The sequence below is a fragment of the Novosphingobium kaempferiae genome (genome assembly GCF_021227995.1).
Lineage (GTDB): Bacteria > Pseudomonadota > Alphaproteobacteria > Sphingomonadales > Sphingomonadaceae > Novosphingobium > Novosphingobium kaempferiae.
Map to the genome: position 1 here is coordinate 598701 of NZ_CP089301.1, position 16599 is coordinate 615299.

Here is a 16599-nt window from a genome sequence, read left to right on the forward strand (position 1 = left end):
GTGCGGCTAGGAATGGCCGGCCATGCCGCACAGCTTCAAGCGCGCCACGCCGATGTGGCACGCCGCTAGCCATGCCTTGAAAGGCTCGGATCATGTGAGCATTTCGTGGGGTATGGTAAGACGTGTCAACGCGAAGGTGCGATGGCCTCGCGGGTCCTCAGTGACGTAACCACCTGATCCTTACAACCCTTACATCGGACGCGCGATCAGCCTGGTCGGATCTGGACGGGAATGCCCTTTGCTGCAGGAGTCTTCGACAAGCGATCATGATGATCCAGCGGTACGAGAGGATTGAGCTCAGGAAAGTAACCGGCGAGGCTGCCACAAGGGATGTCGTAAGGCGTTACCGCAAGTCCGCGTACGATGCGCTTGATGCCGTCTTCGCTGTCTGTCTCGAGTTGCACCAACGCGCCTTCTTCCAGCCCCGCCTGCGCAATGTCGAAGGGGTTCATCAGCACAATCATTCGGGAGCCTTCAAGGCCACGCAGGCGGTCCGAATGGCCGTACACAGTGGTGTTGAACTGGTCGTTGGAGCGCAGCGTAACCAGCGTGTAGCGTCCGGCGGCGTCCTTGATGGCATTGGTGCTAAGCGTATCGGGCACGGTAAACTCGGCCTTGCCGCTTTGTGTCTTCCAGATCCGGTCGTGAGCCGGGTTGCCGCGATAGAAGCCGCCGGGCGTGTGCATCCTCGCGCTCAGATCGTGAAACTCGTCCGGGTAAGTGCGGGCGATGAGATCGCGGACTTTGCCATAGTCACCTGTCCATTCTTCCCAATGCCAAAGCGGATGATGCGGCAGGGTGGCATTGGCGATCGCAGCGACGATAGCGAGTTCGGATTTCAGATCCGGGCTGGCCGGTTCACGGCGACCGACCGAGCCGTAGATGTGGCTGAAACTGTCTTCTATGGTGACGGTCTGCGGGCCCGTTTCCTGCATGTCCTCCTCCGCACGGACGAGGCACGGGAGGATGTAAGACTCATTGCCTGGTAGCAGATGCGTGCGGTTGAGCCGCGTGGCGATATGCACCGTCAGTTCCAGATCCCGCCACGCGGGGTGAATGCGCGACTGGTCCGGAACCGCGCGCGCCAGATTGCCGCCAAGCCCGATGAACCCTTTGGCGCTGCCATCGAGCACTGCTTCGAGGAATTCGACGGTCGTGTGACCCTTTTCAGTGGGCGGATCGAATCCGAAGATTTCACGAAGTTTGTCCAAGGGCACCAGCTCTGGCTTTTCTGAAATTCCCACGGTGCGCTGGCCCTGCACGTTGGAGTGCCCGCGAATGGGCTGGCACCCGGCGCCTTGCCGACCGATATTACCTCGAAGGAGGAGAAGGTTGACCAGCATTCCAATTGCCTGCGAGCCATGGACCTGCTGTGTCAATCCCATGCCGTAGATACCGATAACGTTATTCGCCTCCGCATAAACGTCACCTGCCGCCTCCAGCTCGGCGCGGGTAAGGCCGCTCACGCGCTCTATCTCGGGCCAGCCGGTCGCCTCGGCCTCGGCGACGAAATCGGTCTCACCCGTGCAGTGTTCATCCAGAAAGGTACGATCGAGGACGTTGCCTTCGCGCGCCTCGCGCTCGAGGACGCGCTTGCACACGCCCATGAGCGCGGCAATGTCTCCACCCGGACGGACCTGCAGGAACTGGTGCGCGATCTTCGTCGGCTTCCCGAGCGTCATCTGCCACGGATTTTGTGGATCGACGAACTCGAGCAGTCCCTTCTCGCGCAAGGGATTGAACGCGATGATCTTGCAGCCACGTTGTACTGCGTCCTTGAGTGGATGGAGGATGCGGGGGCTGTTCGTCCCGGGGTTCTGCCCAAGATAGAAGATGGCATCGCAGTGCGAAAGATCATCGAAAGTGCAGGTTCCCACCGGTGAACCAATGACCTTCGTCAGTCCGACCGAGGTCGTCTCGTGACACATATTGGAGCTGTCGGGCAGATTGTTGTGCCCGTACATGCGCGCGAAGACGCCATAGAGATACGATGGCTCCAGAGCCGCCTTGCCAGATGCGTAGAATGTAACCGATTTCGGCTCCAGTCGCTGCAGGGTTCGACCGATGGCCGCGAAAGCCTCGTCCCAGGAGACGGGTACATAGCGATCGGTCTTTGCATCGTAGCGCATGGGTTCAGTCAGACGACCGGCCATCTCGAGATCATGGTCGGACCATGCCGCCAGTTCGGCTACAGTGTGCGCGGAGAAGAACGCGGGGGTACACCGTTCGGAAGTCAGGTCCCAGACGGTAGCCTTTGCGCCATTTTCGCAGAATTCGGCAACGTGTGGATTGGGAGGCTTCGCCCAGGCGCAAGAACTGCACATGTAGCCTTCGGGCTTGTTCTGCTCGGCCAGGGTGCGCAGTGCGGCAGGGGAGGCCTTGGCGTCGCGCTCGACCCGGACCATTCCTTTCAGCGAACCCCACCCGCCGGTGGCGCCATCATAATTCCTTGGCTTTGCCGTTTCGTCCATGCCGATATTCCTTCAGGCAGTGGGTTCATGCATGGGACAGCCATTGGCCGTTGCCCTAAAATCGGCAGAGTGCTGATAGGCACCGCGCCGGGCACGGTTGACGCCTCCCAGCGGTCGATGCGCGGCAAGGCCCGTCCAGACCGAGAAGCGCATGGCCTCGTCGACTGCACGCACCCGTTCGGCATCCCAGCTGTCCTGACGCGGCACTCGCAAACGGGCAACTTCGATGAAGGGCGCGTCATCCTCTTTCCACTCGACCGAGGCATCTTCGATCGGCTGGCGATTGGCGTCGCGTCGCAATTGGACCTCGAACGCCCATTCGGCATCGATACCGTCCATGTCGGTGCGCACGGCCTCGCGGATGGCGTTGGGATGGCCCTTCGTTCGAACTTTTCTGTCGGTCAGTATGGTAAGGTTTGCGCTGACGGGCCGCAGCCGGAATTTGGCCACATATTCGCCGTAGCGAAAGGGCGTGACGCTGAAGTAGGTTTCTCCCAGCGGATGCACCTGAGGTGCACCCCCAAGGCCTGCGAGCGCGGTGCTTTCCATGCCAACCGCGCCCAGCGTTGCATTCACCGCCTGCAGTATCTTGGACGCCAGAACCTTTGCTCCCTCTGCCCGGTCGGTCGTCTTGGCAAGCAGCTTGAGGCTTCCGGCAAACTTCTTCGCGTCGGGCGCGGTGAAGACCGGGCCGTTGACCATGATGAAATCCTGCGTGGATCCTTGCGCACCGGGCAGGCGCTCGCCCTCTACACTCAAGACCTTGAGAGCCAGACCGCGCGGCAGTGCCACGGCATCGTCAAGGATATCGCCGGGGTTCGTCGAGATGCGCAAGTAGACACGATAGCTGCCCGGCGTTGCGAAGAGCCCCTGCGCCAGTTCGGGCGGTAGGGCCTCGGCCACGCTGAACGTACCTTCAAGTATGCCGTGCGCCTTGGCATGGACCGCGCGCACGGCGCGACCGTAATCTTCATAAGTAGTCTGAAGGATCTTGTCGAAAGAAGCATTGATCGAGGCAAGCGTTTCGCCCTCGTCATCCTGCAACGTTTCGATCTCGGGGGAATAAGGTAGCGGCGGCGAAAGCGTCATGGGGCACTGCTCCTGAGGCGAGGCACCTTGGCATCCGCCCAGCCCCGCTTGTGCAAAGGATAACAAGTTGGGCACGCTTAAGTGCCTGACTTTCAGGAAGCATGCTGTGGCAGGTTGCTGACTACCCGCTTTCCGACAGGCATTCGCGGATAGGTGCCCGTTCGGTGTCACGCTCTAACGGAAGGCAAGGCAGTAGCTTCCCCCGCCAGCTTCTCCGTCGACGGGAATGTCGGATTAGCCGGGTCGATCGAACGACACCCTTCTCTCGGCTGATCATGCGGGATGCCGACTTGGGCGCAATTCACGGAACTCATGCTTCCGCGCGTATTTAACGAGAGCGTCTCACAAATACGAAAGGAACGGGAATGATCCGCAAGCTCGCCCTTTTGGGCCTCGCCACATATGCCGGCAAAAAGATACTTGCTCGCTCGTCGCCCTCTGGCAAAGCAGTTTCGGTTGGTCATGCCCCGACTGACCTCGACCGCGTCCCTCTTCGTAACCATGCTGGTCGCGCCGATCCCCATTTTCGTCCGGATCCGCATGGACCTGTGCCACCGGAGGATCTCGAAGGCCTCCGCCCGGTGACAGTCGAACCGTCGCGACAGCCTTTCGGCGTCGCAAGCTGAGTGCGGAGCCGCAACATGCAGAACAGCATTGAAAAGAGCTACGCCACGCGGGCTGAAGCTGACCGGGCTGTCGAGCGCCTCGTCCAGCAGGTGGGCTTGTCCCGTAGCGACATATTCGTAACTACGGCCAATGAGGACAACAGTGCAGGCAAGAAACCCGGTGGAGGAGATGCTCGCGCACAATTGGAAGACGAGCGCACTGACTCCCCGCTCGCGGGCGAGATAACGATCTCGGTCGACATCAATGATGCCGACAAGGATCAGGCGATCCGCGAGGCACTCGGCAATGTCTCCGACAGTTGATCCGTGATCGCTTTTCACGTCAGCCGGACGTCGCTATCGGTGCCTTGTTGGCGCCGTAAATCCCTTCTACCTGATGATGCGCGTGCTGAGCTCGGCCCCCCACGCGCATCCCTCAATCGCCGCCATAGGTAGTTCCGACGTCGATACACCCCCTCAGACTTGCGGTTTAAACGCGAGCGATTTTCCCGGGAACCCTTCGGTCCTTGAGGAATTGTTGGGGCAAAGCAAAAAAGCCAAAAGCATGCGATCCTCTAGCCCGACTGCGCTTCCACCACTCACCGCCGGTCGGGCTGACCTTCTCCACATATCATCGCTCGGACCGTCATCACGGCACACGTCTGGTCTTGGACGGCTCCCATTTCGCAGATCAATCGTTCGGCGGGTTGGAGGGACGGAACCCCATTTCCTGCAGAACACACACAAGTTCGTCCGCGTCTTTTCGAATACGAGCCTCCCACTCCGAGTGTTGCAAGTAACCTAATGCAGATCGCTGGAATGATGCCGCAGCTCGAGCGGCATCGCGCAGGATTTTTGGTGAGTGCGACGACAACTTATGTACTCCGGTTACCCTCGCGGGTCTGACAGCGAAGCTTAGTTAGGAACAAAAGCCGAAACAGCCATTGATCTATGTTGGGATGGGTTCGGCGCTGGCGACGAGTCACCGTCATGTTGCGACCGGCGCCGGTACCGAACGGTTTGGAGCGCGGGTCGGCGGGACGGCTCGGTTCGATGAGGCATTCGCCAAGAACCGATGGGCGCGGGTTTCTTCAAACGTGCAAGCCGCGCGAGGCTCCCTTAAGCTGATCGTCATCCAGAGGTCGCCGCGCTAAGCGGCGCGAGACAGCAACAAAGCGAGCCAGTCCGAAGATTTACCCCTTCGACTATGGCCTTACGACTGTATCTTCACGTGATCGCTGGGCATGGCCGGCCCGGCAAGTCGGTTCCGCTCATCACTGACATCGGTCGGCTTGAGACGCGAGACGTCTACGATCGCTCTTGGACCCCTTGTTACTGCACCAAAGCTGGGACCCGCCACAATCGCTTTCCTCCCCAGAAAGCATGACGCCCCATACCCAGGTCTCGCGGTTAGTCGCGATCCCCTTCAACAGCCTGCTCTCATCTATGAATGATCGTTTCAATCCTCAGTCGGGCGCAGTGGCCCGTCAACTCGGCACTATCGAAATGCCTGCGTCATATCCAACGCTAACATCAGGACATTGATTCGCCAGGAGACGCCGGTGAAGCTTGCTGCTGAACGACTGCTGCGCAGAGCAAAGAAAGAAGCCCGAAAGGCCGAGGATGCGCTCCGGCGCGGCAGGTGCCTCACTGCAGTGTACGCGCACCGCGAGAAAGCCGTAATGTATCAAGCGAAAGCGCTCCTCATGTATCATGGCGAGACTTGCCCATAGGAAGGGGCGCCACTGCCGAGCCGCTTCAAGCTCGTAATTTCACACCACAATCCAACCCCACCGTTTTTTGGTCCAGCAGCCTTTCCTCATCGCGAATTCGGTCGGGATAGTGCGCTCGCCGAATTGGCGAAGACGGCCATCCGACTGCAGACCTTCCGGGTCCCGGTGAATGCGCGAAGCGCACACCGAGACCCGTTATCACCCGGCCTCTATGTAACAATATCCCGCGCCTGTACGTAGCTGCCACCCGGCCGTGCTCATAATATTCTCGTCACAGCACCAAAGATAAGGTCGGCACGTCAACCAAAAAAGCCGCAAGGCGCTCAGCTCATGGGAGGCACACGAGACAGCAAGAGGCGAGTAGAGCAAGCCGCATCCTGTCTTTCGTCTGGGTCTGCTCGTCTTATCGGCACCTCTATTCAGATGAACGGGGGAGCGGCAGGGGCGCAGCGGATTTATCCGTATATGCCAAATTCAACCATGCCACCACCCGTGCTTCTCCTGGCAGCGCAGCCAGAGGAAACGAACGCCTTAAGAGCGCAGCTTGAACGTGAAGGCCATACCGTCCAGCATTTCAGAACGGCGTGGGACGCCCTAGCCATGTTCGGCACCGCGTTCCCGGAAATGGCGTTCATCGGAACGACACCGCGCACCCCTTGCCTCGATCTCCTGATCGAGGATCTGGAGCGGTACGGCATCCCGGTTTCGTACGTCAATGCAAGGTCGCCTGAGAAATGGAGGCCCGCGTCCATCCGACATCCACGCACCTCGTCGGCACGCCACGGCCTTGATCCACCCCGGTCTCGAACATGAGCGCATCCGCTCGTCATGACTTCAGAACACCCACGAACCGCAATAAAATTGAGGAATGCACCGATGCTGGCCTTTGCCGCCCAATCCGATCGGTCGATAGATTTTTACTTTTCCGACGACTTTCAGCAATCGCTGGCTGTCTGGAATCGGAAAAGACTCGCACCGCAGTTTCCCGGCCAAAACTGGCGCGAAGAGCTCCAAAACGACGCGCGGATGCAGATGCTCGAAGGGGACTTCATCGAGCACATGAGGGGGCTCGTCCAAAAGCAGGCAATGGAAGCACCCACTGATCCGGCCGCGTTTGTCGAATGGTTCGAGAACCTCGCGGAAACCGGACCAGGGCAGAACGACCCCTTATTCCCGTGGCTCGCCGAGGCGGCCTCCCGTGACGATTTGAGGTGGTTCTTCGAGCAGGAGGCTGCGGGCGAAGCTGGTTTCGACGACTTGGTGGCGATGACGCAGATCAAGCTCCCCGATCAGGCGAAGATGGAACTGGCCCGCAATTACTGGGACGAGATGGGCTGTGGCAATCCCAAGGGAATGCACGGCCCCATGCTGCACGTTGTGGCTGAAGCGCTGGATGTCGCACCCTCGATACAATCCACGGTGCCGGAAAGCCTTGCGCTTGCGAACGCGATGACAGCTATGGCCACCTCACGACGCTATGCGTGGCATTCCGTCGGTGCGCTGGGGGTGATCGAACTGACAGCTCCGGGCCGTTCCGCGCTAGTGGCAAAGGGCCTGCGGCGGATTGGCCTGTCAAATCGAGAGCGGCGATACTTCGATCTCCACGCAGTTCTTGATGTCAAGCATAGCCAGACCTGGAATCAAGAGGCGCTGCGACCGCTCATATCCGAAGATGGCAACCGCGCAGCGGCGATCGCGGAAGGCGCGCTGATCCGGCTTCTGTGTGGCAAGATGTGCTTCGAGCGGTACCGCGCCAAACTTTGGGCAAACGGAACTGATCGCAGCTTGGCAGCCTGAGGAGCCTGACCCCATGGCACGTATGCCAGCATCACACCGGTGGCCGAGAACCTTATGGCTGGTACGTCATGGCCAGAGCGCCGGTAACGTGGCGCGCGATGAGGCTCATGCACAGGGACATGCCCGTATCGCGCTCGAGCATCGCGACGTCGATATGCCTTTATCGAGATTGGGCGAAGAGCAGGCCCGTGCGCTGGGCCACTGGTTCGCGGACGGACATGAAGGTCAGCGGCCGGAAGTTATACTGTCCAGTCCCTATCTTCGCGCGGTCCAGTCGGCTGCACTTTTCCGCGAGGCGGGCGGATGTTCGGCAGACCTGCGCATTTGCCTGGACGAGCGACTTCGCGAGAAGGAGTTCGGTATCCTTGACGGGTTGACGAGCGCCGGAATTCGCGAGCTCCAGCCCGAGCAGGCTCATTTTCGGCAAGTTCTCGGAAAATTCTATCATCGCCCGCCGGGCGGAGAAAGCTGGGTGGATGTCGTTTTCCGCCTGCGCGCGCTAATGGATACCGTATCCTTGCACTACGCAGGCAAGCGCGTGATGATCGTAGCGCACCAGGTCGTGGTGTTATGCATGCGCTATGTCCTGGAGAATTTGTCCGAAGCGGAAATACTGGAGATCGACGCGCTTGGCGATGTCGCCAATTGCAGCATCACCCAGTACAACCTGGAGCCGGCGGATGACCACCTCACCCTGCAGCGATACAATGTCACAGCGCCTCTCAAGCGCGAAGGTACGGCAACAACGCGGGCGCCTGACTCCATAGTTGCTGCGCGTGGCTGACAAGGGGACGCCCGTTTCCCCGCCGGTCGTAGCGCCGCTGGATCGTGCTACTCTGCGCGATCACCCGTTGCCGATGCCTTCGGGCGAGGTCGACAAGAATTCCCGAGGCAGGGTAACGGTCATTGGTGGATGTCTCGAGGTACCAGGCGGCGTGCGTCTCACCGCGGAGGCCGCCTTGCGTTCGGGCGCCGGCAAGGTCAGGATCGCGACTGTCGCGCCGATTGCCCATATGATCGGCACGCTCTTTCCGGAAGCGGCCATTACCGCCCTTCCCGCCAGCGCGTCAGGGGAAATCGCCGCTTCTGCGTCCGAAATCTCACCGCTCGTGGGCAAGTGCGATGCAATCGTGGTCGGTCCAGCCATGTCGTGCCGGCATCACGCGTCGCGCCTTGTCGATACGCTCCTCGACAGCATTACGCTCGACCATAGGGTTGTGATCGATGCTGCCGCGCTCATGTCGCTTTCGCAGCACGCGGACCGGCTGAAAAAACGCACGCGCCCTGCCCTCTTGACCCCTCATCCCGGCGAGATCGCCGCAATGCTCGACATTGACGGGGCAGATCTTGCATCGGACGCAGTTTCGATCGCCATGCTCGCCGCCCGGCGGTTCAATGCCGTTGTCGTACTCAAAGGTTCCTGCACGACCATCGCCAATCCCTCAGGGGCAATCTACGGCTTCAATGGAGGCACGACCGGGCTGGCGACCAGCGGATCGGGCGATGTGCTTGCCGGCATAGCAGGAGGGTTGCTTGCCCGCGGTTGCGAGCCGCTGGACGCAGCGCTGTGGGCGGTTTGGCTCCATGGCGAGGCCGGACGCCGGTGTGCCGAAACAATAGCGCCCCTCGGCTTCCTTGCCAGCGACCTGCTTCCGCTCATTCCCGGTCTGATGCATTCAGCGGGGCAATCCTGACAGCCCGTCAAGCCACCCTTCGGTCGACGTCACCCCCTGTCGGAGCGTTTGAACGAAATGTCAAAGAACCGCAGCATCGCGGCCCATGAGCTCTCATCCGCTTCGGCGTGATATCCCATTGTCGGATCGCCAAGTGCATCAACGGAGCTGTTAGTGAAGCTATGGAGGGCGCGGCCATAGATACTCAGCTGCCAGTCCGCTGCTGCCAGGGCCATTTCTGCCTGAAATGCCGCGATATGGTCGGGCGGCACGAGCGGATCGAGCCCTCCCGTGAACACCGCGATCCGCGCTTTTAGCGTGTCGCGCGACGCAGGGCGAGAAGTGTTCAACAGGCCGTGAAAGCTTGCAACCGCGCGAACCGGGACGCCGCTACGAGCGAGCTCAAGGACACAGAACCCGCCGAAGCAATACCCAAGCCCGACGATGTCTTCAGGCTCCAGTCCCGAAATGTCGCTGAGCGCGGCGAGCGCGGCTTGGACTCGACTGCGCAGCCTATCGGGCTCGGCCCGGAAGCGCTTGAGAGCCTCCGGGATCGCTTCACCTTCCAGGACCGCTCCCCCGCCGTGCATGTCTGCTACAAAGGCGAAGTAGCCCAGCTCTGCAAGCTTGCGGGCATGATGCCGAACATTGCCACCGATGCCATCGGCTTCATGGACAATCAGGGCTGCGCGACCATTGCCTGCGCCGATGGGAGGGTAAATCTCGCCATGAAGAGTGACATCGCCGTCGTTGTAAACGTGGAGTTGGCCTACCTGGCCGCTGCGCGGATCACACACTATCGCATTTCCTTTTCGAACCTTTGCTCTTGAACAGCCGAGCGTGGTCGAGGTTCGCAGCAATCGCGCACGATCACGGTACGCCGTGCCCGGCGCACCACGGTAGTCCCAAGCCGGAGCATCGTCCGATCACCAAAAAAACGATGCGCTTTCCAGTAACCCGCGCTACCCAATCGACCTCAATACACAGCGATTTTTTCTCACGCTGTTCAGGCGACTTTTCCCGGCGAAGCGTGGGGCTGTACGGTTCGATGCGCTCCAGGAGCCGGAGCCACGGAGAAGTTTCTTGCCGAGACCCCACCCGGGTAGCCTGCATTGTTATGAGTGCACGGGATCGGGGCAGACCGGCGTTCCCGGGCGTCTACGGCCGCTACCGAGAGATAAAACCGGGCGAAGTAATTGGCCGCAGTCAATCCTGCCAGCCTCACATCAAGGATCAGGCAGAAGAAGAAACGAACCATGGCGCTAGAAAGGCATGGCGGTGACCGCAAATTCCCCTTGGAGGAAACTCGACCAACGACCGGGTTCTCGCCGGCAATCGGAACCTGGATGACGGCAACCGCGCGGGGAACCCGGCCGAGCTCGAGCGGGTTGGCATCAGAGGGAAAAAATGAAAGGCAAAAACATGGGAGATGAGGTGCGGCGGACCGGCGCCGCGTCGCGAGCGGTGCAGACTACGAGATCGACTACTTCGCCCAAGCGCTCGGCAACGATCGCGCGAAGCTGGATGCAATGGCGGTCCGGATCGCAAGAGCATAGGGTCGGGGCTGACTGATGAGGTCGGCCTTAACTTGCAGGTCATCATCCCCAGAGACCATGAGATGAGTGCCGGCAAGCTCGAAACGAGCGGCGGCCGCGCTGCCCTGCTGATCCTGGACATGGTCAATTGCTTCGACTTTCCAGGCGCCGACGATCTCGAACCGCAGGCCCTCCGGGCGGCCCTCACCACGGACCGCCTGCGCCAGCAGTTTCACGAGCGTGAATGGCCGGTCATCTACGTCAATGACAATTTCGGGGAATGGCACTCAGAGCCTTCCAGGCTGATTGCCCGAGCTTTGGAAAACGATAACCCGGTCACCCGGCTTCTACAGCCGTCCGATCAGGATTATTTCATCATCAAACCGCAGTTCTCCGGATTTTACTCTACGAATCTTCCGGTGCTTCTGCCCCGGCTCGGCGTGCGCCGACTCGTTCTGACTGGCGTTGCGACCGACATCTGCGTACTGTTCACAGCTGCGGATGCGCATATGCGTGAATACACGCTGTGGGTACCGCAAGATGCCGTGGCCGCCGAAGACGACAAGCGGGGAAAATGGGCACTACAGATAATGGCGCAGAGTCTGGGTGCGCAGACTGCTGCCACATCAGAGCTGTCCGTGGATGAGTGGCTCGCCAGTCTCGAAGACTGATCACCGGACCAGCGCCCGTATGCTCCTTTCATCATCACCGAGGAGGGGAACATAGACCGATTGTGGCCACGGCCTCTATCGCCTCTAAGTCCGCGCGGGTGCCGGAAGGATGCCATGCGAATTCGGCCACTGATCGCCATTTTGAACCAAACGAGCTCAACGACCTGAAAAAGCGGGCGTCATTGAAACGCGATCAGGAAATATGCGCGTGAGTCTCCAATGCGCATAACCTCGGGAACGGCGGTGCCTTGCATGCTGTTGAAAAGGGTCAGCACCACGCAGGAGCCATCATGACCGACCTTGCCGATGCCCATACCCATATGCCTTCGCTTCGGGGGCGACAGGCGATCATATCGGGCGGGACTACCGGCATAGGTCGGGCGATCGCGGTATTGCTCGCAAGCGAGGGGGTGAAGGTGTTCATTTGCGGCCGGACGCCTGAGCATCTGGAAGACGCGCTGCAGCGTATCAGGGAAGTGGGCGAAGGTGACGGCATTGCCCTCGATCTTGCCGAGCCTGACGGCGTGCAGCGTTTCTTCGACGCCGCTGCCAGATACGTGTCGTCGCCCGACGTCGTGGTGGTCAACGCCGCGGTGGCTGCCGGCAGTCTGTCTGAGATGAGCGCGGCGCAGGTCCGCTATGCCATCGCGAGCGACTTCACCGCCTATCTGATGACCGCCCACGCCGCTGAGCATGTCTTGCGCGGCGAGGGGGACATCGTGCTCATCGGGTCGATGAGCGCCCATGTGCTGGGGGCAGGATCGACCGTATACGCGGGGATGAAAGCTGGCATTGCCGGATTTTCGGAGGCGCTGCGCCGCGAGCTTGGATCAAAGGGTATCAAGGTTTCGCTGGTCGAGCCCGGCAAGACAGGGGCCGACATGCAGTATCCGGACATCCCGGACGAAAAGCAGCGCGAAATGATCGAAGCCGAGACCATGCTGCGCGCCGAAGACATCGCGGTCGGTGTCCACTATCTGCTGACCCAGCCGCGCCGAACGGTCGTGCAGCAGCTGACGATCGTGCCCCGTGCGCTGGAAGGCGAATGAGGTACGCGATCGATCGCCTGGTCATCACCCCGCACGACATTGACCTGTTGCGCTCGCCTCTCTCAGGACATCTGGACGCTGAGACTTACGTGCTGGGCGCTTTCAACCCGGGGCTGACCTCCCTCCCCAACGGCAATCTCATGGCCATGGTACGGGTCGCGGAAGCACTGCGTCATCCCATCGGCAAGGGGCATATACACTCCATCCGCTGGGAAGCGGGCAGCGGCGATGGTGGCCGCTATGTGCTGGACGCATGGCCGCTGGAGCATGCCGACGTTGCTGATCCCCGCAAGTTCATGCTGCGGGGCGGTGGCTGGCGGGTGATGGCGCTGACCTCACTCTCGTGGCTGTTGCCGGTCGAACTGTCCCCGGATGGGCTGCAGATCGTGGCCTTTCATTATGATCGAGCGATTGCCCCTGCGCACGACTTCCAGTGCTATGGCGTGGAGGATGCGCGGATTAGCCGTGTGGGCGATCGCTATCTCATGACCACATGTTCCGTCAGTCCGGAGCGGCATTCCACGACGTTGTACAGTTCTCGCAACGGGCTTGACTGGCGTTTCGAGGCAATCGTGCTCGATCACCAGAACAAGGACATGCTGATTTTCGAGGGTTTGATCGACGGTCAGTACTGGGCGCAGACCCGTCCGCTTGGCGATCTGTACTTCGCGTATCCGCCGGGCAGCGAGTGGCGCGCCGGTCCGTCGATAAACCTTGCCCATTCTCCGGACGCGCTGTTCTGGAAACCTTGGCACAGGCCGGGGATCCGCCCGCACGCCGCGACTATCGCCACTTCCCGCATGGGCGGCGGCGCCCCACCAATCCTGACCGACGAGGGGTGGCTGACCTTATGGCACGGCGTTGAGCCGCACGAGATTGTCGGCATCTACCGCACGTACTGGTCGCTGCTGGACCGGGACGATCCCAGCAGCGTGATCCGGACAGAACATAAGCCGCTGCTGGAAGCGAACCCGGAGCTGACCCGCCCCCTGGAAGACCTGATGTACGTGCGCGATGTCGTCTTCACGACCGGCATCGTCGATCGCGGCGAACACTACGTCGTGGCTTCCGGGGAGGCCGATCTCGCCTGCCGCATCACGCACGTCCCCAAGTCACGCTTCCGCTCGTCTTAGCTGCCGAAGTGCTTCTGGTGTCCACGTGCGAAGGCAGGCCGAGCGGCCCTCGCTGATTTTAGCCGACATGCGCGACGGTATCGGCGGCATAGGCTCCGCGCTCCCCCAAAGGTTGCTCCAGGCCAGTCGTCGTGTCGCGGGCTGTCTGGCGCTCAAGCTCGCAATTCAGTTCAGCGCCAAGGAGCAGGACGTAAGCCGAGAGATACAGCCATGTCAGCAAGACCATCGCCGCACCCAGCGAGCCATAGGTTGCGTCGTAGTTGCCGAAGTTGGCAACGTAGAGGCCGAACCCGAACGTCATGATCATCCATGATACCGCCGCAAAACCGACCCCGGCGTCAACCATCGCCATTTGGCCTGCGCCCGGTCAGGGCCGTACCGGTAGACCGTCGCAGCAAGCGCCGTGCCGACAGCGCCGACCAGCAAGTAGGAGAGGATCGTCAAAAGGACGGCAACGAAACCGGGAGCCGATGAAGAAAGCGCGGACAACGCCGAGAGGCCGGCGATCGCCGTCATCGCGAGGATTGCGACGAGCACGCTTCCGGATGCGATCGCAAAAGCTACGAGGTTGAGACGCATGAAGCTGCGGCTTTCCTCTTCATCATAGGCGATATTGAGCGCGACAATGAGCGCCGAGGCGCCCTTCATCACGCCGTATAGGGCAATGGCCATGGCGATCAGCAAACCTATTCCTTTCTTTCCGTCGGAGGTCTGCACGACATTACCGAGTTGCTCGCCAATAAGCCGTGCCGCCTCCTGCGGCATCAGCGCCGTAAGCGACGCGATGTTGGACGCGACTGTCTCCGGTGTCGCGACCAGCCCATAAGTGAGGACAATGGCACCGAGCGTCGGCACCATCGCGAGGACTGCGCAAAACGCAACGCCGGAGGCTATCAAACCCAGATTGTCGCTACTTGCCTCGCGCCAGGCCCGCATGATGATCTGCTTCCATCCGGAAGACGGAATGGCCAACGGCGTAGTCGCCTTCAGACCTGCAGCGGCATCGCCATCGATTTCGGGCACGCTGTTTCTCCTCTTGCGATAGCAAACAGCTTGCGGAACAACGCGTTGCATGGTCGCGAAACTTTGTATCCCGAAGGCACGGCCCATCGCCTGACCAGTGCCTGGATAAGGATGAGCGAAAAGCAGCAAGCGTGCCGCAGGCGCGCTTATCACTCCTGATCGGGCGGAACGAAGCTCACCTGGGCCAGCCTCCAAGCCCGCTCTTTCCCCCTTGGCCAGTAGTGGCGGGGATGTCTGGGCTCGCACGGAGGGTGCACGCCATGCACTTCGGCACGGATAAGCCGCCCGGTTTCGCGCAGACGAATGGTCGCCGAAGGGAACTCGCTACGAAGCCGCTCTTCCAACGCCAGCGCATCGCCCGACAGTTCCGGGCCCGAAAGCGCACGAGGCGAACCGTCCACAAGCTCGGCCGTCGAGGACCGCAGCGCCTTAACCCCGTCGCTGATGACATCGATCGAGATGATGGCGGCGGCAACCGAATCCGCCCACCACCAGCCAAGGCCCAGCCCGACGATGCCAGCGAGTCCGGCGGCTCCGGTCAGCCAGTTCGCCTTGTTCATCAATGCATCGGTGTGCAGCAGCTTGTCGTTCAGCTTTTCGGCAAGCGGAAGTTCTTTGCGCCCGATCAGCATCGGAGGAACGAGGGAATAGAGCTGGGCCCCAATCATCAGCCATCCCAGCCAGAGGTCATGGCCGAAAAGAACGATCGAGCCGACGGTTGCGTGCTCGGCTGCGACCAGCGCGGTGGCGGCGTTATAGAGCAGTAGCAGGCCGACCGCGGTAAGGGCGACGGCGGCGACGAAGAAGCCAAGACCGTTCACCCGCTCGAAGCCGAAGGGAAACCGTTTCGATCGCTTGCCCGTCAGTTCCATCCTTGCGGCGATAAGGAACATTATCGGGGGGACCACGCCCAGCGTATCCTCCACCCAGGCCGTCTTCATGGTTTCGCTCTGGCCCATTACCAGCCCCATCACGACAACAATCGTCGCGGTCCAGAAGAGGTTCCAGTACTCCAGCCTGATGGCGGCGCGCATAGTGTCGCGCAGTTCGTTCGGAAGACTATTCGTCATTGGCCGCTCGCTTCACGAGACACGGCCCGCGAGGCCCGCTCGACCAGCATGATCCACCGGTTCTCTCCGTTACGCATGGCGGCCTTCAGCTCAATCGCGTGCTTGCCGGCTCCTTGCGAGGCGAGCGCGGGACCGAAAGCCACCTCGGTCTCCCACGGGCTGCCCTTGCTGAAGGAGCCGATGACGAGATCGGCTCGTCCCTGCGAAAGATGCTCAAGAAGCACCTCCTGGGGGCCATGAATGACTTGTGGACGCGCTCGTGTTCGCTTCGCGATCTCCGCCAGCAGTCTTCGCGCCGCAGGACTCTCGTATGCACCCGCCACCAATCCAACCGTGAAGATATGGTTTTTCTCGACCCTGGCCAGGGTCCCGGCCGGGTCCCGTGGCAGACCTTCGCATGCGGAAAGAAGAAGCGGTAAGGCGAAGGCCATTATCCATCTCATGTGATCTGCCACGCTTGTTATTCTGGTCTTCAAGGAACGGGCGACCTCTGGTCTTGTTTCGTCAACATAACGATGCGACCACAGACATGTGTGGGAGGCTCGCCGGGGCGCCTCCCGGCATCAACGGGCGAGTTCGCGGTCACCCAGATCCCATGAAGGCGCGACGTCTGCCCGTGGCATGAAGTTTGATGCGAAAGTCGCTCGTCACCCGCTTGAGACCGTCGCGCGGCGCGCACTTACAGGTTGGACCAGGCTTTGGTAACAAGCCGACGACGCGGCTCCACTCGTATGACTAATGGGAGCTACG

12 protein-coding genes and 1 pseudogene are annotated in these 16599 nt (G+C 60.9%); 7 read left to right on the plus strand and 6 right to left on the minus strand.

The genetic code is table 11. The features are described from left to right. Positions 1-206: 206 nt before the first annotated feature. Both LO787_RS02955 and LO787_RS02960 read right to left on the minus strand, forming a co-directional pair. Positions 207-2471 carry an FdhF/YdeP family oxidoreductase gene (locus LO787_RS02955; protein WP_232494389.1) on the minus strand — a complete coding sequence of 755 codons (2265 nt, stop codon included), beginning with the start codon at positions 2469-2471 and terminating at the stop codon, positions 207-209. A gap of 12 nt (positions 2472-2483) precedes the next feature. Continuing rightward, the gene (locus LO787_RS02960) at positions 2484-3560 is read right to left on the minus strand and encodes a catalase family protein (RefSeq protein ID WP_232494390.1); all 1077 of its coding nucleotides are present in this window, start codon (positions 3558-3560) and stop codon (positions 2484-2486) included. A gap of 641 nt (positions 3561-4201) precedes the next feature. Here LO787_RS02960 and LO787_RS02965 point away from each other — a divergent pair. From LO787_RS02965 to LO787_RS02980, 4 genes are all read left to right on the plus strand, one after another. Further along, on the plus strand, positions 4202-4489 hold the full coding sequence (locus LO787_RS02965; protein WP_232494391.1) for a hypothetical protein: 288 nt from the start codon (positions 4202-4204) through the stop codon (positions 4487-4489). Positions 4490-6774: 2285 nt separating this feature from the next. Next, positions 6775-7695, plus strand: coding sequence for an iron-containing redox enzyme family protein (locus LO787_RS02970; protein ID WP_232494392.1), 921 nt, complete (start codon positions 6775-6777; stop codon positions 7693-7695). A 22-nt stretch (positions 7696-7717) separates the two neighbouring features. After that, on the plus strand, positions 7718-8479 hold the full coding sequence (locus LO787_RS02975; protein WP_232496237.1) for a histidine phosphatase family protein: 762 nt from the start codon (positions 7718-7720) through the stop codon (positions 8477-8479). After that, complete coding sequence (locus LO787_RS02980) at positions 8472-9389, plus strand: NAD(P)H-hydrate dehydratase (protein ID WP_232494393.1); 918 nt, start codon at positions 8472-8474, stop codon at positions 9387-9389. The genes LO787_RS02975 and LO787_RS02980 overlap by 8 nt, the downstream gene beginning before the upstream one ends. Positions 9390-9418: 29 nt before the next feature. Here the strand turns inward: LO787_RS02980 and LO787_RS02985 are convergent, their stop codons facing one another. Next, positions 9419-10165 carry a dienelactone hydrolase family protein gene (locus LO787_RS02985; RefSeq protein WP_232494394.1) on the minus strand — a complete coding sequence of 249 codons (747 nt, stop codon included), beginning with the start codon at positions 10163-10165 and terminating at the stop codon, positions 9419-9421. A gap of 791 nt (positions 10166-10956) precedes the next feature. On the opposite strand from LO787_RS02985, the gene LO787_RS02990 reads away from it, so the two are divergent. The 3 genes from LO787_RS02990 (at position 10957) to LO787_RS03000 (ending at position 13756) form a co-directional block, all read left to right on the plus strand. Next, the gene (locus LO787_RS02990) at positions 10957-11574 is read left to right on the plus strand and encodes a cysteine hydrolase family protein (RefSeq protein ID WP_232494395.1); all 618 of its coding nucleotides are present in this window, start codon (positions 10957-10959) and stop codon (positions 11572-11574) included. A gap of 290 nt (positions 11575-11864) precedes the next feature. After that, entirely contained in the window at positions 11865-12623 is a 759-nt protein-coding gene (locus LO787_RS02995) for an SDR family oxidoreductase (RefSeq protein WP_232494396.1), read from the plus strand. Beyond that, positions 12620-13756 carry a glycoside hydrolase family 130 protein gene (locus LO787_RS03000; RefSeq protein WP_103094834.1) on the plus strand — a complete coding sequence of 379 codons (1137 nt, stop codon included), beginning with the start codon at positions 12620-12622 and terminating at the stop codon, positions 13754-13756. Before LO787_RS02995 ends, LO787_RS03000 begins: the two co-directional genes overlap by 4 nt. A gap of 58 nt (positions 13757-13814) precedes the next feature. Here the strand turns inward: LO787_RS03000 and LO787_RS03010 are convergent. The 3 genes and pseudogenes from LO787_RS03010 to LO787_RS03020 form a co-directional block, all read right to left on the minus strand. Continuing rightward, positions 13815-14866, minus strand: a pseudogene (locus tag LO787_RS03010) (YihY/virulence factor BrkB family protein). Positions 14867-14928: 62 nt separating this feature from the next. After that, entirely contained in the window at positions 14929-15813 is an 885-nt protein-coding gene (locus LO787_RS03015) for a cation efflux transmembrane domain-containing protein (protein WP_232494399.1), read from the minus strand. A gap of 32 nt (positions 15814-15845) precedes the next feature. Continuing rightward, a complete protein-coding gene (locus LO787_RS03020; RefSeq protein WP_232494400.1) occupies positions 15846-16280 on the minus strand; it encodes a hypothetical protein in 435 nt (144 codons plus the stop codon). Positions 16281-16599 lie beyond the last annotated feature (319 nt).